14 protein-coding genes are annotated in these 17,934 nt (G+C 73.8%); 12 read left to right on the top strand and 2 right to left on the bottom strand.

Features of this window, described 5'->3' with window-relative positions:
* The first annotated feature begins 146 nt into the window (after window positions 1-146).
* The gene (locus ACLF5H_RS18405; RefSeq protein ID WP_421677093.1) at window positions 147-2,141 is read left to right on the top strand and encodes an NB-ARC domain-containing protein; all 1,995 of its coding nucleotides are present in this window, start codon (window positions 147-149) and stop codon (window positions 2,139-2,141) included.
* Here the strand turns inward: ACLF5H_RS18405 and ACLF5H_RS18400 are convergent.
* Window positions 2,130-3,815 carry a translation initiation factor 2 gene (locus ACLF5H_RS18400; RefSeq protein ID WP_421677092.1) on the bottom strand — a complete coding sequence of 562 codons (1,686 nt, stop codon included), beginning with the start codon at window positions 3,813-3,815 and terminating at the stop codon, window positions 2,130-2,132. The two genes, ACLF5H_RS18405 and ACLF5H_RS18400, sit on opposite strands and share 12 nt — an antisense overlap.
* A gap of 132 nt (window positions 3,816-3,947) precedes the next feature.
* Here ACLF5H_RS18400 and ACLF5H_RS18395 point away from each other — a divergent pair, with 132 nt between their 5' ends.
* From ACLF5H_RS18395 to ACLF5H_RS18380, 4 genes are all read left to right on the top strand, one after another.
* Window positions 3,948-4,376 (top strand): hypothetical protein, encoded by a 429-nt coding sequence (locus tag ACLF5H_RS18395; protein WP_421677091.1) that lies wholly within the window; start codon window positions 3,948-3,950, stop codon window positions 4,374-4,376.
* A gap of 163 nt (window positions 4,377-4,539) precedes the next feature.
* Entirely contained in the window at window positions 4,540-5,982 is a 1,443-nt protein-coding gene (locus ACLF5H_RS18390) for a GuaB1 family IMP dehydrogenase-related protein (RefSeq protein WP_421677090.1), read from the top strand.
* Between the two features lie 77 nt (window positions 5,983-6,059).
* On the top strand, window positions 6,060-7,490 hold the full coding sequence (locus ACLF5H_RS18385; RefSeq protein WP_421677089.1) for an amino acid permease: 1,431 nt from the start codon (window positions 6,060-6,062) through the stop codon (window positions 7,488-7,490).
* A gap of 14 nt (window positions 7,491-7,504) precedes the next feature.
* Window positions 7,505-7,957 carry an Lrp/AsnC family transcriptional regulator gene (locus ACLF5H_RS18380; RefSeq protein ID WP_421677088.1) on the top strand — a complete coding sequence of 151 codons (453 nt, stop codon included), beginning with the start codon at window positions 7,505-7,507 and terminating at the stop codon, window positions 7,955-7,957.
* A 30-nt stretch (window positions 7,958-7,987) separates the two neighbouring features.
* On the opposite strand, the gene ACLF5H_RS18375 is transcribed toward ACLF5H_RS18380, so the two are convergent.
* Window positions 7,988-8,728, bottom strand: coding sequence for a GntR family transcriptional regulator (locus tag ACLF5H_RS18375; protein ID WP_421677087.1), 741 nt, complete (start codon window positions 8,726-8,728; stop codon window positions 7,988-7,990).
* Between the two features lie 230 nt (window positions 8,729-8,958).
* On the opposite strand from ACLF5H_RS18375, the gene ACLF5H_RS18370 reads away from it, so the two are divergent.
* The 7 genes from ACLF5H_RS18370 to ACLF5H_RS18340 all read left to right on the top strand — a co-directional run bounded on the left by ACLF5H_RS18370 (window position 8,959) and on the right by ACLF5H_RS18340 (window position 17,933).
* The gene (locus ACLF5H_RS18370; protein WP_421677086.1) at window positions 8,959-10,119 is read left to right on the top strand and encodes an ABC transporter substrate-binding protein; all 1,161 of its coding nucleotides are present in this window, start codon (window positions 8,959-8,961) and stop codon (window positions 10,117-10,119) included.
* Window positions 10,116-11,015, top strand: coding sequence for an ABC transporter permease (locus ACLF5H_RS18365; RefSeq protein WP_421677085.1), 900 nt, complete (start codon window positions 10,116-10,118; stop codon window positions 11,013-11,015). The genes ACLF5H_RS18370 and ACLF5H_RS18365 overlap by 4 nt, the downstream gene beginning before the upstream one ends.
* Window positions 11,000-11,818: an ABC transporter permease gene (locus ACLF5H_RS18360; protein WP_421677084.1), complete on the top strand. Its 819-nt coding sequence runs from the start codon at window positions 11,000-11,002 to the stop codon at window positions 11,816-11,818. Before ACLF5H_RS18365 ends, ACLF5H_RS18360 begins: the two co-directional genes overlap by 16 nt.
* 9 nt (window positions 11,819-11,827) lie before the next feature.
* Window positions 11,828-12,904 carry an ABC transporter ATP-binding protein gene (locus tag ACLF5H_RS18355; protein ID WP_421677083.1) on the top strand — a complete coding sequence of 359 codons (1,077 nt, stop codon included), beginning with the start codon at window positions 11,828-11,830 and terminating at the stop codon, window positions 12,902-12,904.
* A gap of 14 nt (window positions 12,905-12,918) precedes the next feature.
* A complete protein-coding gene (locus tag ACLF5H_RS18350) occupies window positions 12,919-14,388 on the top strand; it encodes an HAD-IA family hydrolase (protein ID WP_421677082.1) in 1,470 nt (489 codons plus the stop codon).
* A gap of 94 nt (window positions 14,389-14,482) precedes the next feature.
* Complete coding sequence (locus tag ACLF5H_RS18345; RefSeq protein ID WP_421677081.1) at window positions 14,483-17,506, top strand: nitrate- and nitrite sensing domain-containing protein; 3,024 nt, start codon at window positions 14,483-14,485, stop codon at window positions 17,504-17,506.
* Window positions 17,496-17,933, top strand: a complete 438-nt coding sequence (locus ACLF5H_RS18340) for a roadblock/LC7 domain-containing protein (protein WP_421677080.1) — start codon at window positions 17,496-17,498, stop codon at window positions 17,931-17,933. Before ACLF5H_RS18345 ends, ACLF5H_RS18340 begins: the two co-directional genes overlap by 11 nt.
* Window position 17,934: the final 1 nt, after the last annotated feature.

The following is a 17,934-nucleotide window of genomic DNA, read 5'->3' as shown; positions in this document are numbered from 1 at the left end:
TGCCCGGTCACACCCGTCCGGCCGACACCCGCACAGCACGGCATGCCAACTCCCCTTTGCCGATAGGCTCGTGGTGATGCCGAGCGATGCGGGACGGGGGCCAGTCAGACGTGGTGTATCAGGTTCCGGCGGAGCCGGCGCACTTTGTGGACCGTGAGCGGGAGCAGGCGCGCGCCCGGCAGCTGGTCAGGGAGCGGCGGCCCGCCGAGGACGGCGGCACCCGCCCGCTGTGCCTGCTGCTGCGCGGCCAGGCCGGCACCGGCAAGACCGAACTGGCCTTCCGCCCCGCCCGCGCCCTGCACCGGCACCACCCGGACGGCGTGCTCTACGTCGACCTGGACGACGTGCGCCGCGACGGCGCCGTGGAGGTCGCCGACGTCCTCGGCGAGCTGCTGCGCGGCCTCGGCGCGGAGTGGATCGCGCCCGTGTTCCGGGAGCGGGCCCGCCAGTACTGGTCCCTCACCCACGGCAAGCGGCTCCTGCTCGTCATCGACAACGCCCGCCACGGCACCGAGGTGGAACCGCTGCTGCCCGCCTCGGGCGACAGCCTGGTGATCGTCACCAGCCATGGGCCGCTGTACGACCTCCAGGCGGGGGCGGCCACCGAGTTCCCGCTGGCACCGCTCGACCCCGCCGACGCCCTGGAACTGCTGGAACGGGTCACCAAGGACGCCCGGCTCGCCGGTGAGCCGGAGGAGACGCGCCGGCTGCTCGACCTGTGCTCGGGGCTTCCGGCCGCGCTGCACATCGCCGGGAGCTGGCTGCGCCGCCACCAGGAGCCGCCGCTGGCCCGGCTCCTCGACCGGCTCGGCACCGAACTGAGGGAGAGGGGCATCCCCGTGGTCGAACAGGTGTGGGACGCGGCCTACGACAGCCTCGGCCCCGGCGCGGCCCGCCTCTACCGGCTGCTGGGCCACTTCCCCGGCCCCTCCTTCACCCTCGCCGCCGCCGACGTCCTGCTCGGCCGGGACCTCGATGCCACCGAGGACGCACTCGCCGAACTGCGCGCCGCCGGACTGCTGGACGGCCGGGGCACCGACGGCCGCGAGCGCCTCCCTGAGCTGCTGCGCGCCCACGCCCGCCGCCGCGCGGAGACGTACGGCGACCAGGGCGAGCGCGCACAGGCGCTGCGGCGGCTCGTGCGCTGGTATCTGCGCCAGGCCCAGCGCGCGGACCTGACCGCCGCCGGACCGCGCCTGAAGACGGCGGCCGAGGCACCGCCGGTGCCCGGCACCCGCGATGTGCTCTTCGAACAGCCCGGGGACGCCCGGGGCGAGGCGGCGGCCCGCGCCTACCACTGGCTGGAGGCCGAGCGGCACGCCCTGTTCGGCTGCGTCCGCCTCGCCCACACCGTCGGCAGCGCCGGGGACGCGGACTGGGGCCTCACCGAGGCGGCCGCCCTCTGCGAACCCCTGTGGACCCACTTCCTCAACCACCCGCACTACGGCGACCACATCGACGCCTTCCGCAGGGGCGTGGCCGCCGCCCAGCAGGCCGGTGATCTTCCGCTGCTGGTCCGGATGCGCTGCCAGCTGGCCCGGCCGCTGTGGGAGCAGGGGGAGTTCGAGGAGGCGGAGCGGCAGCTGACCCAGGCGTGGTCGACGGTCCAGGGCGCCTTCGGCACCTCGGCGCGGGAGCGCAAACTGGCCGCCTCCACCCGTGAGTTCCTGGGCATGCTCGGCTCGGCACGCGGCAACTGGGCGGACGCGGCCCGGGAGTTCGAGGCGTCCGGTGCGGTGCACGAGGAGATCGGCAACGCCTACGGGGCCACCCTCCAGCGGTACCGGCTCGGCGAGGCCCTCGCGCACCTCGGTGAACTGGAGCGCGCCGCCGAGCTGTTGGAGCGGGCCCGGGACGAGTTCGCCGCAGGCGGCCGCACCCGGCTCACCGGGCGCGCGGAGTTCGCCCTGGGCGGGGTGTACGCCGGGCAGGGCCGCGGCGAGGAGGCGGCCGCACGGTACCGGGCGGCGCTGGAGGGCACGCGCGCCGTACGGGGTGTGCGGGACGAGGCCCGGGTGCTGGACGCCCTCGCGGAACTCGCCGCGAGCCTCGGCGAGCAGCGCGAGGCGGAGGAACACCGCGCTGCGGCCCGGGAGTTGTGGCAGCGGCTCGGGCTGCCCGTGGCCGGGTCAGACCGGTAGGGCGGCCTCTTCGGCGGTGGCCGGGGTCAGCTGGGCCGCCACCTTGTGGGGGCCCACCGCGCAGACCAGGTCGGTGCCCGGGGCGCCCCGCCCCGCGAGCAGCGCGGCGTGCACCGCCGACAGGACGGCCACCGGATCGACGGGCGCGGCCCGGCGTGTGCCGTCGCCCGGGCCCAGCCGCACGGACAGCAGCGGGCCCGAGCGGCGGCGCAGCAGGCAGTGGGTGGGGGACAGGACGAGCGCGGCGGTGCGATGGCCGCCGGGGTGGTCCGCCAGGGTGCGCAGGGTCCACTCGTCGGCCGGTTCCGTCCAGGCCCCGGGGTGCTCGCCCGCGCGGCGGTGCAGCAGGGCCGCGCTCTGGGTGAACCGGCGGTGCGCGGCGCCCACTTCGGCGGACAGGTGGTGCGCGGGCGCGGGCGGTACGAGATGCGCCGGGTGCCGCAGCACCCGCGGGGTCCCCCGGTCGTCGTACTCGATGCGGACCGCGAAGGCGGCGGGCGCGAGCGGTGCCGGTGCCGGGTCGGGGAGCAGGCGGGGCAGCACGGGGCGGTCGGGCGGGGTGAGGTCCAGCAGGTCGTACAGGGTCTCCCGCAGCCGGTCGAGCGCCCGGCCCTGTTCGGCGAAGGCCGGTTCGGCGAGGGCGCGGCTGCCGCCCGGGCGGTGGGCGCGGACCGCCGTGGCCAGGCGGGACGCGGTCTGCGTGCCGGGGAGGTGCGGGGAGAGGCGGGGGACGCCGGAGAGGAGGGCGGACATCGGGCTGTCGGGAAGGAGTTCCCGGCCGCCGTCGTAGGCGCCGAGCAGGGGGCGGTCGAGGGCGGCCGGGTAGAGGGCCGCCGAGCCGTGGTCGGTGATCAGGAGGTCCGCCGCGATGGCGACCGACGCCCATTCCTCGTGGACCGCGGGCAGGATCAGACCGGCCTGGCGGGCGGGGTCCAGGTACTCGGCGAGGTCGAGGGTCCCGCGCCGGGCGCGCTCGTTCGGATGCAGGACCAGGGCGAGCTGGTACTCGTCGTGGGGGAGGGCCGCGGCCAGTTCGGCGGGCAGGCCCGGACGGCGGCCGATCAGGGACTCCGGGCCCCAGGTGGAGAGCAGCGCGACAAGGGTGCGGGCACCGGTGCGCAGGGCGGCGCGGTAGCGGTCGCGGCGGTCCTGGGACTCCAGGAACCGCTCCAGCAGCGGATCGCCGACGACCGTCGAACGGGCCGCCACCGAGGGGCTGAGCGGCGCCAGCCGGGCGATCTGGCTGGGGTGGGAGAACAGGTACCGGGTGGCGAGCGGGGCGCCGTCGGGCCGCAGCAGATGGGCGGGGTCCAGCCCGGAGGCGGAGTCCTCGGTGCCCTCGCCCGGCACCGACTTGTTGAACCCGGCGCCGTGCGGGAGCAGCACCCGGGGGCCGTGCAGGGCGTGCAGATCGCCCTTGGGACTGGCGGCGAGGATCAGTGCGAAGGTCTGTTCGAGGGCCTCGCTCCAGGGCAGGGTGCGGCCGCCCGCGCGGTCGATGGCGCTGAGGGCGTCCAGGGAGAACGCGGAGCCCGGGACGAGGGTGAAGTAGCGGTGCACCCGGTCGTCGCCCGCGAAGACGGGGAGCGTGTCGAGCAGCCGGTGCAGGGCGTTCTGCGACCGCGCGGCGAACAGGACGGTGCGCCCGTCGCCCGTCGCCCGCCCGTCCTTCACCCGACTCTCCCGTCCACTCGGCGCGCTCCGTCTCCCACCGGGCGCCGGTGGCGCGCCGGGCCGGCCAGGTGATCGTACCGAGGACGGCCGAATCGGCCCGGTGGTGTGCCGTGTCCATGCAGAATGCACTCCATGAACGAGTGGCTCATCGCCCTGCTGGCCGCGCTCATCGGCGCCGGTGCCGCGCTCGGCGGCAGCGTCATATCGGCGCGCTCCACCCGGGAGGCAGGGGAACGCCAGGCGGCGGCCGCCCTGGAGGCGCTGCGGCTGAGCACCGCCGAGCAGCGGGCGGCGCGCGTCCACGACCAGCGGCGGCAGGCGTATGTCCGGTTCCTCGAAGCGGTGGGCGCCGTCGCCGAGACCCGGCGGACCGGCGAGGGCCGGCCCGGGGACCGTACGGACCTCCAGCGGGCCCATGACCTGGTGCTCCTGGAAGGACCCGGCGAGGTGGCGGCCGCGGCGACCGCGCTCCTGGAGCAGGTGCGGCGCGACGCCCGCCCGGACGCGCTGGACCGGGCCCGCGAGGCGTTCCTGCGGGAGGCGCGCACCGCGCTGCGCTGACCGGGAAGGAGCCTTCGGCGGATCCTCCGAAGCCGGACCTGCCACCCTGGAGGTTCCGCCCGGGGACGCGTGGGCCCGGGTCATGGGAGAATGAAGTACGTGCTCTTTTCCCCCTGGCGCACCCGTCGGGGGGTCACCTCTGAACGACTGGGATGTGCGGCACGTGCGTTTCCTCAATGACATCCGGCCCACGTACGACCTGACGTACGACGACGTGTTCATGGTGCCGAGCCGCTCCGCCGTGGGCTCCCGGCAGGGCGTGGACCTCAGTTCGCCGGACGGCACGGGAACGACCATCCCGCTCGTCGTCGCCAACATGACCGCCATCGCCGGCCGCCGCATGGCCGAGACCGTGGCCCGCCGCGGCGGCATCGTGGTCATCCCCCAGGACATCCCGAACGATGTGATCATCGACGTGGTCTCCTGGGTGAAGAGCCGCCACCTGGTGCTGGACACCCCCATCGTGCTGGCCCCGCACCAGACCGTCGCCGACGCCCTCGCGCTGCTGCCCAAGCGGGCGCACAACGCGGGTGTGGTCGTGGACGGCGAGCGGCGGCCCATCGGCGTCGTCACCGACGCGGACCTCTCCGGCGTCGACCGCTTCACCCAGCTCGAAGTGGTCATGTCCAAGGACCTGCTGCTGCTGGACGCGGACATCGACCCGCGCGAGGCCTTCAACACCCTCGACGCGCACAACCGCCGCTACGCCCCGGCCGTCGACAAGGACGGCCGGCTGGCCGGCATCCTCACCCGCAAGGGCGCCCTGCGCGCCACCCTGTACACCCCGGCCGTGGACGCGAACGGCAGGCTGCGCGTCGCCGCCGCCGTCGGCATCAACGGCGATGTGGCGGGCAAGGCCAAGGAACTGCTCGACGCGGGCGTGGACACCCTCGTCATCGACACCGCGCACGGCCACCAGGAGTCGATGATCAACGCGATCAGGGTGGTGCGGGCCCTCGACCCGCAGGTGCCGATCGTCGCGGGCAACATCGTCTCCGCCGAGGGCGTCAAGGACCTGATCGACGCGGGCGCGGACATCATCAAGGTCGGGGTCGGCCCCGGCGCCATGTGCACCACCCGGATGATGACCGGCGTGGGCCGCCCGCAGTTCTCCGCGGTCCTGGAGTGCGCCGCCGAGGCGAAGAAGTACGGCAAGCACGTCTGGGCCGACGGCGGTGTCCGCCACCCGCGCGATGTGGCCATGGCGCTCGCCGCCGGTGCCTCGAACGTGATGGTGGGCTCCTGGTTCGCCGGTACGTACGAGTCCCCGGGCGACCTCCAGCACGACGCGAACGGCCGCCCCTACAAGGAGTCGTTCGGCATGGCGTCCGCGCGCGCGGTGCGCAACCGCACCTCGGAGGAGTCGTCGTACGACCGCGCCCGTAAGGCGCTGTTCGAGGAGGGCATCTCCACCTCCCGGATGTTCCTCGACACGACCCGGCCGGGTGTCGAGGACCTGATCGACTCGATCATCGCGGGCGTCCGCTCCTCCTGCACCTACGCCGGTGCCGACTCGCTGGAGGAGTTCGCCGAGCGGGCCATCGTCGGTGTCCAGAGCGCGGCCGGATACGCCGAGGGCAAGCCGCTGCACGCCAGCTGGAGCTGATCCCGCGCCCGCCCCGCCCCATCGCCGCGCCCGGCGGTGGGGCGCGGTGTCGCGGCAGGTGACGTACCGTGGACGCGATGATCACGCGTCAGCAGCCGTCCGCGGGCCTCGGTGCGCGCCTGATGCGCCGCAAGCCCGTGGAACTCCTGGTCGCCGAGGGCGGCCACGGCGAGGGCGGAACGCTGCGGCGCTCCCTCGGGCTGTGGCAGCTGACCATGATCAGCATCGGCGCCACGCTCGGCACCGGCATCTTCGTGGTCCTCGGCGAGGCCGTCCCCAAGGCGGGCCCCGCCGTCATCCTGTCCTTCGTGCTCGCCGGTTTCACCGCGCTGTTCTCGGCCCTGTCCTACGCCGAACTCGCGGGCACCATCCCGGTCGCCGGCTCCTCCTACTCGTACGCCTACGCCACGATGGGCGAGCTGATCGCCTGGGTCTGCGGCTGGTGCCTGCTCCTGGAGTACGGCGTCTCGGTCGCCGCCGTCGCGGTCGGCTGGGGCCAGTATCTGAACGAACTGCTGGACGGCACCCTCGGCTTCACCTTCCCGGCCGCCCTGTCCGCCCCGCCGGGCCACGGCGGCGTCTTCAACCTGCCCGCCCTGATCGTCGTCCTGCTCGCCATGGTGTTCCTGCTCGGCGGCGCCAAGGAGTCCGCGCGGGTCAACACCGTGATGGTGTGCGTGAAGATCGCCGCCCTGATCCTGTTCTGCGCGGTCGGCCTCATGGGCGTACGGGCCGGGAACTACACGCCCTTCATGCCGCTCGGCATGGCCGGGGTCAGCGCGGCCGGCGGCACGCTGTTCTTCTCGTACATCGGCTTCGACGCGGCCTCCACCGCGGGCGAGGAGGCGAAGGACGCGCCGCGCGACCTGCCCCGCGCGATCATGCTGTCGCTGGTCATCGTGACGGCCCTGTACGTGCTGGTCGCGGCCGTCGCGGTCGGCGCGCGGCCGTGGCGCTCCTTCAGCGGCTCCGAGGCGGCGCTGGCCCAGATCATGCGGGACGTCACCGGACAGCGCTTCTGGGCGACCCTGCTGGCCTTCTGCGCGGTCGTCGCCATCGCCAGCGTGGTGCTGACCGTGCTCTACGGCCAGACGCGCATCCTGTTCGCCATGTCCCGCGACGGACTCATGCCGAGGATCTTCGAGCGGGTGCACCCGAGGAGCGGCACCCCGCGGGCCAACACCGTCATCGTGTCCCTGTTCTGCGGCGTCCTCGCGGCGGCGGTCCCGCTCGGGCAGCTGGCCGACGCCACCAGCATCGGCACGCTGTTCGCCTTCGCCCTCGTCAATGTGGCGGTCGTGGTGCTGCGGCGGACGCGGCCGGGGATGCGGCGCACCTTCCGGGTGCCGCTGTCGCCGCTGCTGCCCGCGCTCGGCTTCTCCTTCTGCGTGTGGCTCATGGGGAGCCTGTCCACCGTGACCTGGACGGTGTTCGGTGTCTGGCTGGCGGTCGGGCTCGTGTTCTACTTCGTATACGGCTTCCGCCGGTCCCGTCTCGCGAAAAAGTAAGTGAACCACCCGCTGTGTTGAACGATCTCGACGAACGTATCGTGCACGCCCTCGCCGAGGACGCCCGCCGCTCCTACGCGGACATCGGGCAACTGGTCGGACTGTCCGCGCCCGCGGTGAAACGGCGGGTGGACCGCTTGCGGGCCACCGGAGCGATCACCGGATTCACCGTGCGGGTGGATCCCGGGGCGCTCGGCTGGGAGACCGAGGGGTACATCGAGATCTACTGCCGCCGCAACACCTCGCCGGAGACGATCCTGCGAGGCCTGGAGCGGTACCAGGAGGTCGTGGCGGCGTCGACGGTCACCGGGGAGGCGGACGCGATCGCGCAGGTCTTCGCCTCCGACATGCGGCACTTCGAACGGGTCCTGGAACGGATCGCGGGCGAGCCGTTCGTGGAACGGACGAAGTCCGTGCTGGTGCTGTCACCCCTGCTGCGGAGGTTCTCCTCCGGGGCGCCGGGGTGAGCGGCGCGGGCGGAATCCGGCCCGGGGGACCTACTCCGCCGTCTTCCGCGACAGCGCGTTGTTGCCGATCGAGTTGTGCACGCTGAACGTCACCGCGTCCGGGCGGTAGCGGTCGTCCGACCACTCCACCGGGCGGCCCTCCCGGGTCGTCGTCACGCGGCGCACCCGCAGCAGCGGGCTGGTGCGGCGGACATGGAGCAGTTCGGCGTCGCGGGCGCCGCAGCCGACCGCGTCGATGATGTGCTCGCCGTAGGCGAAGACCAGCCCGGTGTCGTCGTACAGGCGCTGGGTGACCGAGGGGCAGTCCGGCTCGATGGACTCGACGGCGGGGGAGATCCAGTCGGCGTAGACCGTGCGCTCCAGCAGGACCGGCTCGCCGTCCAGGCCGCGCAGCCGAAGGACGTGCAACACGGGTGTGCGCAGCGGGAGTTGGAGGCGTACGGCGTCCTCGTGGGTGGCCGGCCGATAGGTCTGCTCGACCACCCGGCCGGTCGCCTCGCGGCCCATCGCGCGGGCCCACTGGGCGAAGCTGCGCAACTCCTCGAAGCTCTGGCTGCGGCGGCTCGCGAGGACCACGCGGCGGGCGCCCTGGCGGGAGCCGATCAGCCCCTCCGCGGTGAGCGCGGCGACGGCCTGGCGGACCGTGCCGCGCGAGACGCCGTAGTGGGCGGCCAGCTCCGACTCCGAGGGCAGCCGGCTGCCGACCGTGTACTGCTCGCGGTCGATCGCGCGGCGCAGCTCGTCGGCGATCTCCTCGTGTCGCGCCGTCATGCTTCCCCTCTGCGTAGGCGGCTGTGCACAGCGTGACCAGCCTAATCGACGTTTCACAGTGTTCCGGGAGAGCCGTAACTGTGCAGGGAAACGGCGGCTGATGTTCCCTCCGTGTTTACGGACAGGACACCGGAGCCGGGCGTACTGAGGCCGACTTGTTCAGACAAGTTTGTCGAGCGGGTCTACCAACCCTCGTAGCGCCTCACCCCCGTGCTTCCCCTGGAGAGACCGTGAAGTTGTCCCTGCCGAGAAACGCCGTGCTCGGCGGCTCCCTCGCCGTCGTCGCCGCGCTCGCGCTGAGTGCCTGCGGCGCCGCCCCCGACAACGCGTCGACCACCACCAAGGACGGCAAGAGCGCCGCCACCGCCGCCTCCGCGGCCGACTTCGGCGGCATGGACGCCCTCGTCAAGGCGGCCAAGAAGGAGGGCTCGCTGCACATCATCGCGGTGCCCCGCGACTGGGCGAACTACGGCGCGATCATCGACGCCTTCCAGAAGAAGTACGGCATCAAGATCCAGGACGAGAGCCCCGACGGCTCCAGCCAGGACGAGATCAACGCCGTCACCTCCCGCAAGGGCCAAGGCCGCGCCCCCGACGTCCTCGACCTCGGCAGCTCCTTCGCCCTCAGCGCCGCCCAGCAGGGCCTGCTCGCCCCCTACAAGGTGGCCTCCTTCGGCGACATCCCGGCCGGCCAGAAGGACCCGCAGGCGCGCTGGTTCAACGACTACGGCGGCTACATCTCCATCGGCTGCGACGCCAAGCGCGTCAAGGAGTGCCCGACCACCTTCAAGGACCTGCTCAAGCCCCAGTACAAGGGCCAGGTCGCGCTCAACGGCAACCCCACCAAGTCCGGCTCGGCCTTCGGCGGCGTCTACGCGGCGGCGCTCGCGAACGGCGGCTCCTTCGGCGACATCCAGCCCGGCCTGGACTTCTTCGCCAAGCTGAAGAAGAACGGCAACTACACGCCGGTCGAGTCCACCCCGGCCACCGTGGAGAAGGGCGAGACCCCGATCTCCATCGACTGGGACTACCTGAACGCCGGTTACGCCGACGAGTTCAGGTCCAAGGGCCTCGACTGGAAGGTCGTCGTGCCGAGCGACGGCCAGTACGCCCAGTACTACTCCCAGGCCATCACCAAGGACGCCCCGCACCCCGCGGCCGCCCGCCTGTGGCAGGAGTTCCTGTACAGCGCCGAGGGCCAGAACCTGTGGCTCAAGGGCTACGCCCGCCCGGCCCTGATGACCTCCATGGAGTCGGCCGGCACCCTCGACAAGGCGGCCGCCGCCAAGCTGCCCAAGGTCACCGGTTCGGCGTCCTTCCCGACCGAGGCCGAGCAGAGCAAGGCCAAGACGGTCATCGCGCAGGGCTGGGGTAAGGCCGTCTCCGGATGACCACCGCTCTCCCGCGTACGGACGTGGCGCCCGTCGCTTCGGCGAAGCGGCGGCGCCGCGCCCCGGGCTGGCTGGCCGTGCTGCCGCTGCTGGTCTTCACCGCCGTCGCCTTCGGCCTGCCCGCCCTCGCGATCCTCGACGGCGCCTTCACCGCGAAGGACGCCACCACCGGCGCCACCTCCTACACCGGCGCCAACATGACGGCCTCGCTGCACGGCGCGTACCTCACCGCCCTGCTCGGCAGCGTCAAGCTGTCCGCGATCTCCGCGGTGCTCGGCGCCCTGTTCGGACTGCCGCTCGCCCAGGCCGTCGCCAGTTCCCGCTCCCGGGCGCTGCGCGAGGCCGTGCTGACCGCCTCCGGCGTGCTCGCCAACTTCGGCGGCGTCCCGCTGGCCTTCGCCTTCGTGGCCACCCTCGGCAACGCGGGCGTGCTCACCCTGCACCTCGGCCTGAAGGACAGCGGCTGGGACCTGTACAGCTTCTGGGGCCTGGTCCTCGTCTACCTGTACTTCCTCATCCCGCTGATGGTCCTCACCATCACCCCCGCCCTCGACGGCCTGCGCGCCCAGTGGCGGGAGGCCGCGCTGAACAACGGCGCCACCGGCGTGCAGTACTGGCGGCACGTGGCCCTGCCCGTGCTCGCGCCCTCCCTGCTCGGCGGATTCGTGCTGCTGTTCGGCAGCGCCTTCGCCGCCTACGCCACCGCCGCCGCCATGGTCGGCAGCGCGGTCCCGCTGGTCACCCTCCAGATCGCCGACGCCCTGTCCGGCAACGTCCTGGTCGGGCAGGAGAACGTCGCCCTCGCCCTCAGCCTCGACATGGTCCTGGTGGCCGGTCTGGTGATGGCCGTGTACCTGCCCCTGCAACGCCGGAGCGCCCGATGGCTCGACGCCTGACCCCCTGGCGGTGGGCCGTCCTCGGCCTCGCCGCCCTGTACTTTCTGGTCCCGCTCGCCGCCTCCGTGGTCTTCACGGTGGACGACCCCGACGGCATCAGCTTCGACGCCTACACCAAGATCCTCTCCACCGGCGGCTTCGTCTCCAGCCTGCTGCTGTCGCTGGAGCTGGCGGTGGCCACCATCGTGGTCGTGCTGCTGCTGATGGTGCCCGCCGTGGTCGCCCTGCGGCTCGGCGCGCCCCGGCTGCGGCCGGTGGTCGAGGTGGTCTGCTCGCTGCCGCTGGTGGTGCCGCCGATCGCGTTCGTCGCGGGCATCGTCAGCGTGCTCAAGTGGGGCCCGGACCATTTGTCCAGGACCCCGCTGTTCCAGACCTTCGTGGCGATCCAGAACCCCGGCTTCCCCGTCGTCCTGGTCCTCGCCTACGTCGTGATGGCGCTGCCCTTCGTGTACCGGGCGCTGGACGCGGGCCTGCGCGCCATCGACGTGCGCACCCTGGTGGAGGCCGCCCGCAGCTGCGGCGCCTCCTGGCCCAAGGCGCTGGTGCGGGCCGTACTGCCCAATCTGCGCGGGGCGCTGCTGAACGCGGCCTTCCTCACGCTGGCGCTGGTCCTCGGCGAGTTCACCGTCGCCCAGCTGCTCGGCTACCAGCCCTTCGCCGTATGGATCTACAACGTCGGCAGCGACCAGGCCCAGATGTCCGTCGCCGTGTCCGTGCTCAGCCTGCTCGTCACCTGGGCCCTGCTCCTCGCGCTCGCCGGTGTCGGCGGCGGACGCAACCGAACCGCTCCTTCCCGGGGATGACAACACACCATGACCGCCACCACACTTGAGAAGACCGCCACCGAACAGGCCGCGACCGTCGAATTCCGCGGTCTGCGCCGCGAGTTCGGTACCACCGTCGCCCTCGACGGGCTCGACCTCACCGTCCGCCCGGGCGAGTTCCTGGCCCTGCTCGGCCCCTCCGGCTGCGGCAAGACCACCGCCCTGCGCATGCTCGCCGGGTTCGAGCACCCCGACTCCGGCGCGGTACTGGTGGACGGCCGGGACATCACCCGGGTGCCGGCCCACCGCCGCGACGCCGGGATGGTCTTCCAGTCGTACAGCCTCTTCCCGCATCTGAACGCCGTCGACAACGTGGCCTTCGGGCTGCGCATGCGGGGCGTACGCGCGGCCGAACGGCGTTCCAGGGCAGCCGAGTTGCTGGAACTGGTCGGCCTCGGCGACAAGGGGGAGCGGTTCCCGCACCAGCTCTCCGGCGGCCAGCAGCAGCGCATCGCGCTCGCCCGCGCCCTCGCCCTGCGCCCCCGCGTGCTGCTGCTCGACGAGCCGCTGTCCGCGCTGGACGCCAAGGTGCGGCTGAGCCTGCGCGAGGAGATCCGCCGGCTCCAGCAGGAACTCGGCATCACCACCCTGTTCGTCACCCACGACCAGGAGGAGGCCCTGTCGATCGCCGACCGGGTCGCCGTGATGCGCGCCGGACGGCTCGAACAGTGCGCCGAACCCGCCGAGTTGTACGGCCGCCCCGCCACCGCCTTCGTCGCCGAGTTCGTCGGCACCATGAGCCGGATCCCCGGCCGGCTGAAGGACGGCACCGTCGAGGTGCTCGGACAGCGGCTGCCCGCCGACGGCGAGACGGCGGACGGCGCGGTGGACGTCCTGGTACGGCCCGAGAACCTGCGGGTGCGGGCCGACGAGCAGGGCGGCGCCCGGGTCGTCGCCACCGCCTTCCTCGGCGCGGTCGTCCGGCTCACCGTACGGCTCGCCGACGGCACCGAGGCCAAGGCCGACCTGCCCGCGCACGAGGCCGCGGGCCTGGGCGCCGGAGCCGCCGTCACCGCGTCGCTGCCGGAGCGCCCCGTGCTCGTGGCCGCCCGCACCGAGAACTGAGGACAGACACCCACGTGACCACCCCCCACAACCCCCGACTCCCGCTCCAGGCAGTCCTGTTCGACATGGACGGCACGCTCGTGGACACCGAGCACCTGTGGTGGGAGGCGGTCGAGGCCGTCGCCGGCCGGCCGCTGACCGAGGCCGACCAGCCGGACGTGCTCGGCCGCCCGGTGGAGCACACCGCCCACTGGCTCGCCGACGCCACCGGGCGGGCCGCCCACGACCTCGCCGCCGGACTCCACCGCGAGTTCGCCGACCGGGTCCGCGCCAAGATCGTGCCCCGCCCCGGCGCCCTCGCCCTGCTGGACGCGCTGGCCGCCGACGGCGTCCCGACCGCGCTGGTCACCGCGTCCCCGCGCGCGGTCGCCGACATCGTCATCGAGGCCCTCGGCGCCCACCGGTTCGCCCACTCCGTCACGGCCGACGACACCGTCCGCACCAAGCCCGACCCCGAGCCCTACCTCGCCGCCTGCCGCGCCCTCGGCGTCGAACCGGCCGCCTGTGTGGCCGTCGAGGACACCGCGACCGGGGTGGCCTCCGCCGAGGCCGCCGGGTGCGCGGTGCTCGCCGTGCCCTCGCTCGCCCCGATCGGCGCCGCGCCCGGCCGGACCGTGCGTGACAGCCTGGCGGGAGTCACCACCTCGGAGCTGAGTGCCATGGCCGCGCCCGCGCTGACCGTCCTGAGCTGGAACCTCTGGCTCGGTGGTGCGAAGGTCGACGACCACCGGGCCAAGCAGATCAAGGTGATCCAGGACAGCGGCGCCGATGTCGTCGGGCTCCAGGAGACCGGTGGCACCGCAGCCCAGGAGCTGGCCGAGGCCCTCGGCTGGCACTACCAACGGGCGGGCGAGAACCTCGGCGTCATCAGCCGCCACCCGATCACCGCCCGCCTCGGCGACCCGGACGTCGGCTTCTACGGCGCCGCCGGTGTCCGCGTCCAGGTCGCGCCCGGCCGCGCGGTCGACGTATGGACCGCGCATCTGCACTACACGCCGTACGGGCCCTACGAGTCCGCCTTCGACGGGCTGGCGGCGGCCGAGCTGATCGCCCACGAGGAGGTCAGGCTCACCCAGATGCGCGAGGTGCTGGAACGGATCGGGCAGGCGTCGAAGGAGGGCGTCCCGGTCATCCTGACCGGCGACTTCAACTGCCCCTCGCACCTGGACCGGCCCGATGTGGCCTGGCCGGTGACGAAGGCCGCCGAGGACGCGGGGCTCGCCGACTCCTACCGCCAGGCCCACCCCGACCCCGCCGCGGCCCCCGGGCACACCTGGTCGCCGATCCACCCGCTGCACGAGGACGGCAGCGGCCGGGCCGAGCCGCAGGACCGGATCGACTACGTCCTGCACCGGGGCCTGACCGTCCTGGGCGCGCGCACCGTGGTCACCGGGAACCCCCGCCCCTGGCCGGACGTGGCCGAAAACGAATGGCCCTCCGACCATGCCGCGGTCCTTGTCTCCTTTGCGTTTCCTGTGAGCTGACCTGGGGTTACCGCAGGTCACCGTTGCGGTTCGAGGTGACCGTCCCGTAAGTTGTGCGAGCTCTCTACTGACTGGTAATACCGGTAGGTCTTTCATGCGCTGGCCCCTCGGCCGTCCCACCACCGTCCGCACCCGGATCGTGGCGCTCGCGCTCGCACCGGCCGTCGCCCTGATGACCCTGTGGGGCTTCGCCATGGTGTCGGTCACCGCGGAGCTGCGCGCGCTGATCCGGGTCCAGGGGGTGTACGACGACTTCGGCACCCCCGTGGACACCGCGGTCGGGCAGATCCAGATCGAGCGCCGGATGTCCGCCGCCTATCTGGGCGCGGGCGGCCGGGACGCCGCGGGGGCGGGCCGGCTGCTCGGCCAGCAGCGCCGTACCGACCAGGTGGTCGACGCCATGCGGCAGGCGATCCGCGGCGGCGACCGGAGCCGGCTCACGGCGCGCCAGCGGCAGTCGCTGGACGCGATGGTCACGGCCACCGACCGGCTGGACGGGCTGCGGCAGCGGGTGCTCACCCGGAAGATCAGCTGGGACCAGGCGGTCGAGCAGTACAGCGCGCTGATCGAGCCCACCTTCGATGTGCAGTCCACGCTGACCGCGCTCCAGGCCGGGCAGCTCGCCCGGGAGACCGAGACCGTCTTCGAGCTGGTCCGGGTGCGCGAGTTCGTCTCCCGCGAGGACGCGCTGGTCGTCGGCGCGCGGGCGGCGGGCACCACCCTGACCCCGGGCCAGTACAACGCGCTCACCCAGACCATCGAGGACCGGCGCGTCTTCCAGCAGACCTATGTGCCCGACCTGCCCGCCGACTCCCGGGCGCTGTTCGAGAAGTTCCAGGACGGCGCGCTGTACCGCGCGCTGAACCAGGGCGAGGACGCGCTGCTGCGGGCCGGGGCCGGCGGGGCGTCCCAGGCGGTCGCGGCGGACAGCTGGCGCTCGACCGTCGACCGGATCGTCAAGCAGTACCGCGATCTGTGCACCGAGGCCGGTGACAACTCCGCCGCGCGCGGGCGGGCGTTCGCCTACCAGGAGCTGACCAAGGCGGCGATCGCCGGTGCCGCCGGGCTGATCGTCGCGGGGCTGTCGCTGTGGTTCGCGGTACGCGGCGCGCGGCGCATCTCGCGTCGCCTGGAGGCACTGCGGGACGCCGCCGATGTGCTCGCCGGGCGGCAACTCCCCGATGTGATGCGCCGCCTGGGCGCCGGTGAAGAAGTGGACGCGGCGGCCGAGGCGCCGCCGCTCGCCGCCGCCGGGGACCGCGACGACGAGATCGGGCAGGTCGGCCGGTCCTTCAACACGGCGCGGCTGGCCGCCGTCGAGGCCGCGGTGAAGCAGGCGACGCTGCGCCGGGGCCTGTTCGCGGTGCTGCTCAACATCGCGCGCCGCAACCAGGCGCTGGTGCACCGGCAGTTGAAGCTGGTGGACACGCTGGAGCGGCGCACCGAGGACCCCGACGTCCTGCGCGAGCTGTTCCGCATCGACCATCTCACCACCCGTATGCGGCGGCACGCGGAGAGCCTGATCATCCTCTCCGGCTCGGCGCCCGGCCGCCGTTGGCGCCGGCCCGTGCCCATCGCGCAGGTCGTCTCCTCGGCGGTCGGCGAGATCGAGGACTACGCGCGGGTGGTGGTGCCGCCGATGCCGGACACCGGGATCGCGGCGGACGCGGTCGCCGATGTCGTCCACCTCTTCGCCGAACTCCTGGAGAACGCCACGGTGTTCTCGCCGCCGCACACCCAGGTGACGCTGCGCACCGGGCGGGTCGGCGGCGGCTCCGTGCTGGAGATCGACGACCGCGGGCTCGGCCTCGACGCCGAGGCGCACGCCCACGCCGAGCGCACCCTCACCGACCCCGACGCCTTCGACCCCACCCGCCACGACCGGCTCGGCCTCTACGTCGTCGGCCGCCTCGCCGCCCGCCACGGCATCGACGTCAGCCTCCGGGACTCCCCGTACGGGGGTACGACCGCGGCGGTCCTCCTCCCGGAGACGATCCTGGCGGGGACGGGCGGGACGGGCACACCGCCGGACACCGAGCCGGTGACCGCGCCGCCGGGGGCACGCCCCGAGCACGGAGGCACCGAGCACGGAGGCGCCGAGCGCGGAGGCGCCGAGCGCGGGGGAGCGCGGGCGCCGCTGCCGCCTGAGGAGCATGCCGAGGTACGACCGCTGCCGGCACGGCGCGGGAACGGTCCTGCGGGGCCCGAGGCGCCGACGAACCGGGGGCCGGGTGCGTCCGGGCGCGGTGCCGGGCGGCCGACGCCGTCCGGACGGCCTGGTGCGCATGAGCCCGGTGCCGGATGGCTGACGCGGTCCGAGCAGCCTGGTGCGCATGAGTCCGGTGCCGGGTGGCTCACGCCGTCCGAGCAGCCGGGTGCGCACGACTCGGGTGTCGCGTGGGACGCGCCGTCCGAGCCCCCGCCGTCGCGGAGGAGGCCGGGCACGCCCGCGTCCGGTGCCGCGCCGGGGGCACCGGAGCCCTGGCCCGCGAGGGGGTCCGGCGCGCCGGGGGCACCGGAGCCCTGGCCCGCGAGGGGGTCCGGCGCCCCCGCATCGCCCGTGCCGCCGCCGTCCGAGCCGGGAGCCTCCTGGCGGGCGCCGCACGTGGATCAGCCCGTTTCCCGGCCCGGCGACGCGTCGCACCCGCCCGCCCGGCCCGACCCCCTGCCCGCGAGGCGTCCCGCCCCCTGGGAGCCTCCGCCCGGCGCTGCCGAAGGCGCCCCCGTACCCCCGCCCCTGCCCACCCGGCGGCCCGGTGCTCGCGAGGGCGGTACGCCGTCCGGGTCTCCGCACACCGGCGCCCCGGCGAGCACCCCGCCCCCGGTCCTGCCCACCAGGCGCCCCGGCACCCCCGAGGCCGAGTCCGCGGTCGCCCCCGCCCTCCCCACCCGGGTCCGTCAGGCATCCCTCGCGCACCAGTTGCGGGACGAGCCGCGGGACCGGGTGGCGAGCGGGCGGCGGGAGGTCGATGCCGAGGAGATGAGGTCGATCTTCGGGGCGTTCCAGCGAGGGCTCGACCAGGGGCGCAAGGGGATGCCCGCGCGGCCCGGGGCCACTGATCGCGACACCGTGAACACCCACGTCGACGAAGGGACGGACACCGACGATGCACGGTGACGACCAGACCCGCAACCGGCCCACCGCACCCGCCGGAACACCCGGCACGGACCTCGGCTGGCTGCTGGACGACCTCGTGGCGCGCACCGACCACGTCCGCCAGGCCGTGCTGCTGACCGCCGACGGCCTCGCGCTGAGCAGTTCCGAGGGCATGCCCCAGCAGGACATCGAGCACCTGGCCGCCGTCTGCTCCGGCTTCCACGGCCTCGCCCGCTCCGCGGGAGAGCGGTTCGCCGCGGGAGAGGTGCGCCAGACCATGGTGATGCTGGACGAGGCCTACCTGTTCATCACCCCGGCGGGGCACGGCAGCCGGCTCGCCGTGCTCAGCGAGGCCAACACCGACGTCGGTCAACTCGCCCACGAGATGGCCCTGTTGGTCCGCCGCCTCGGCAGCCGTCTGGACGCGGCAGCCCGTGCCACCCCATGAT

The sequence above is a fragment of the Streptomyces sp. LaBMicrA B280 genome (assembly GCF_049222185.1).
Classification (GTDB): Bacteria; Actinomycetota; Actinomycetes; order Streptomycetales; family Streptomycetaceae; genus Streptomyces; species Streptomyces murinus.
Note: the sequence above shows the minus strand (reverse complement) of the source record. Positions and strands in the feature narration are given on the sequence as shown.

Bases quoted from the DNA above. Each gene is read 5' to 3' on its own strand.
- ACLF5H_RS18340 (WP_421677080.1), top strand. From the start codon at position 17,496: ATGCACGGTGACGACCAGACCCGCAACCGGCCCACCGCACCCGCCGGA.
- ACLF5H_RS18395 (WP_421677091.1), top strand. From the start codon at position 3,948: ATGAACGAGTGGCTCATCGCCCTGCTGGCCGCGCTCATCGGCGCCGGT.
- ACLF5H_RS18355 (WP_421677083.1), top strand. From the start codon at position 11,828: ATGACCGCCACCACACTTGAGAAGACCGCCACCGAACAGGCCGCGACC.
- ACLF5H_RS18345 (WP_421677081.1), top strand. From the start codon at position 14,483: ATGCGCTGGCCCCTCGGCCGTCCCACCACCGTCCGCACCCGGATCGTG.
- ACLF5H_RS18375 (WP_421677087.1), bottom strand. From the start codon at position 8,728: ATGACGGCGCGACACGAGGAGATCGCCGACGAGCTGCGCCGCGCGATC.
- ACLF5H_RS18365 (WP_421677085.1), top strand. From the start codon at position 10,116: ATGACCACCGCTCTCCCGCGTACGGACGTGGCGCCCGTCGCTTCGGCG.
- ACLF5H_RS18360 (WP_421677084.1), top strand. From the start codon at position 11,000: ATGGCTCGACGCCTGACCCCCTGGCGGTGGGCCGTCCTCGGCCTCGCC.
- ACLF5H_RS18385 (WP_421677089.1), top strand. From the start codon at position 6,060: ATGATCACGCGTCAGCAGCCGTCCGCGGGCCTCGGTGCGCGCCTGATG.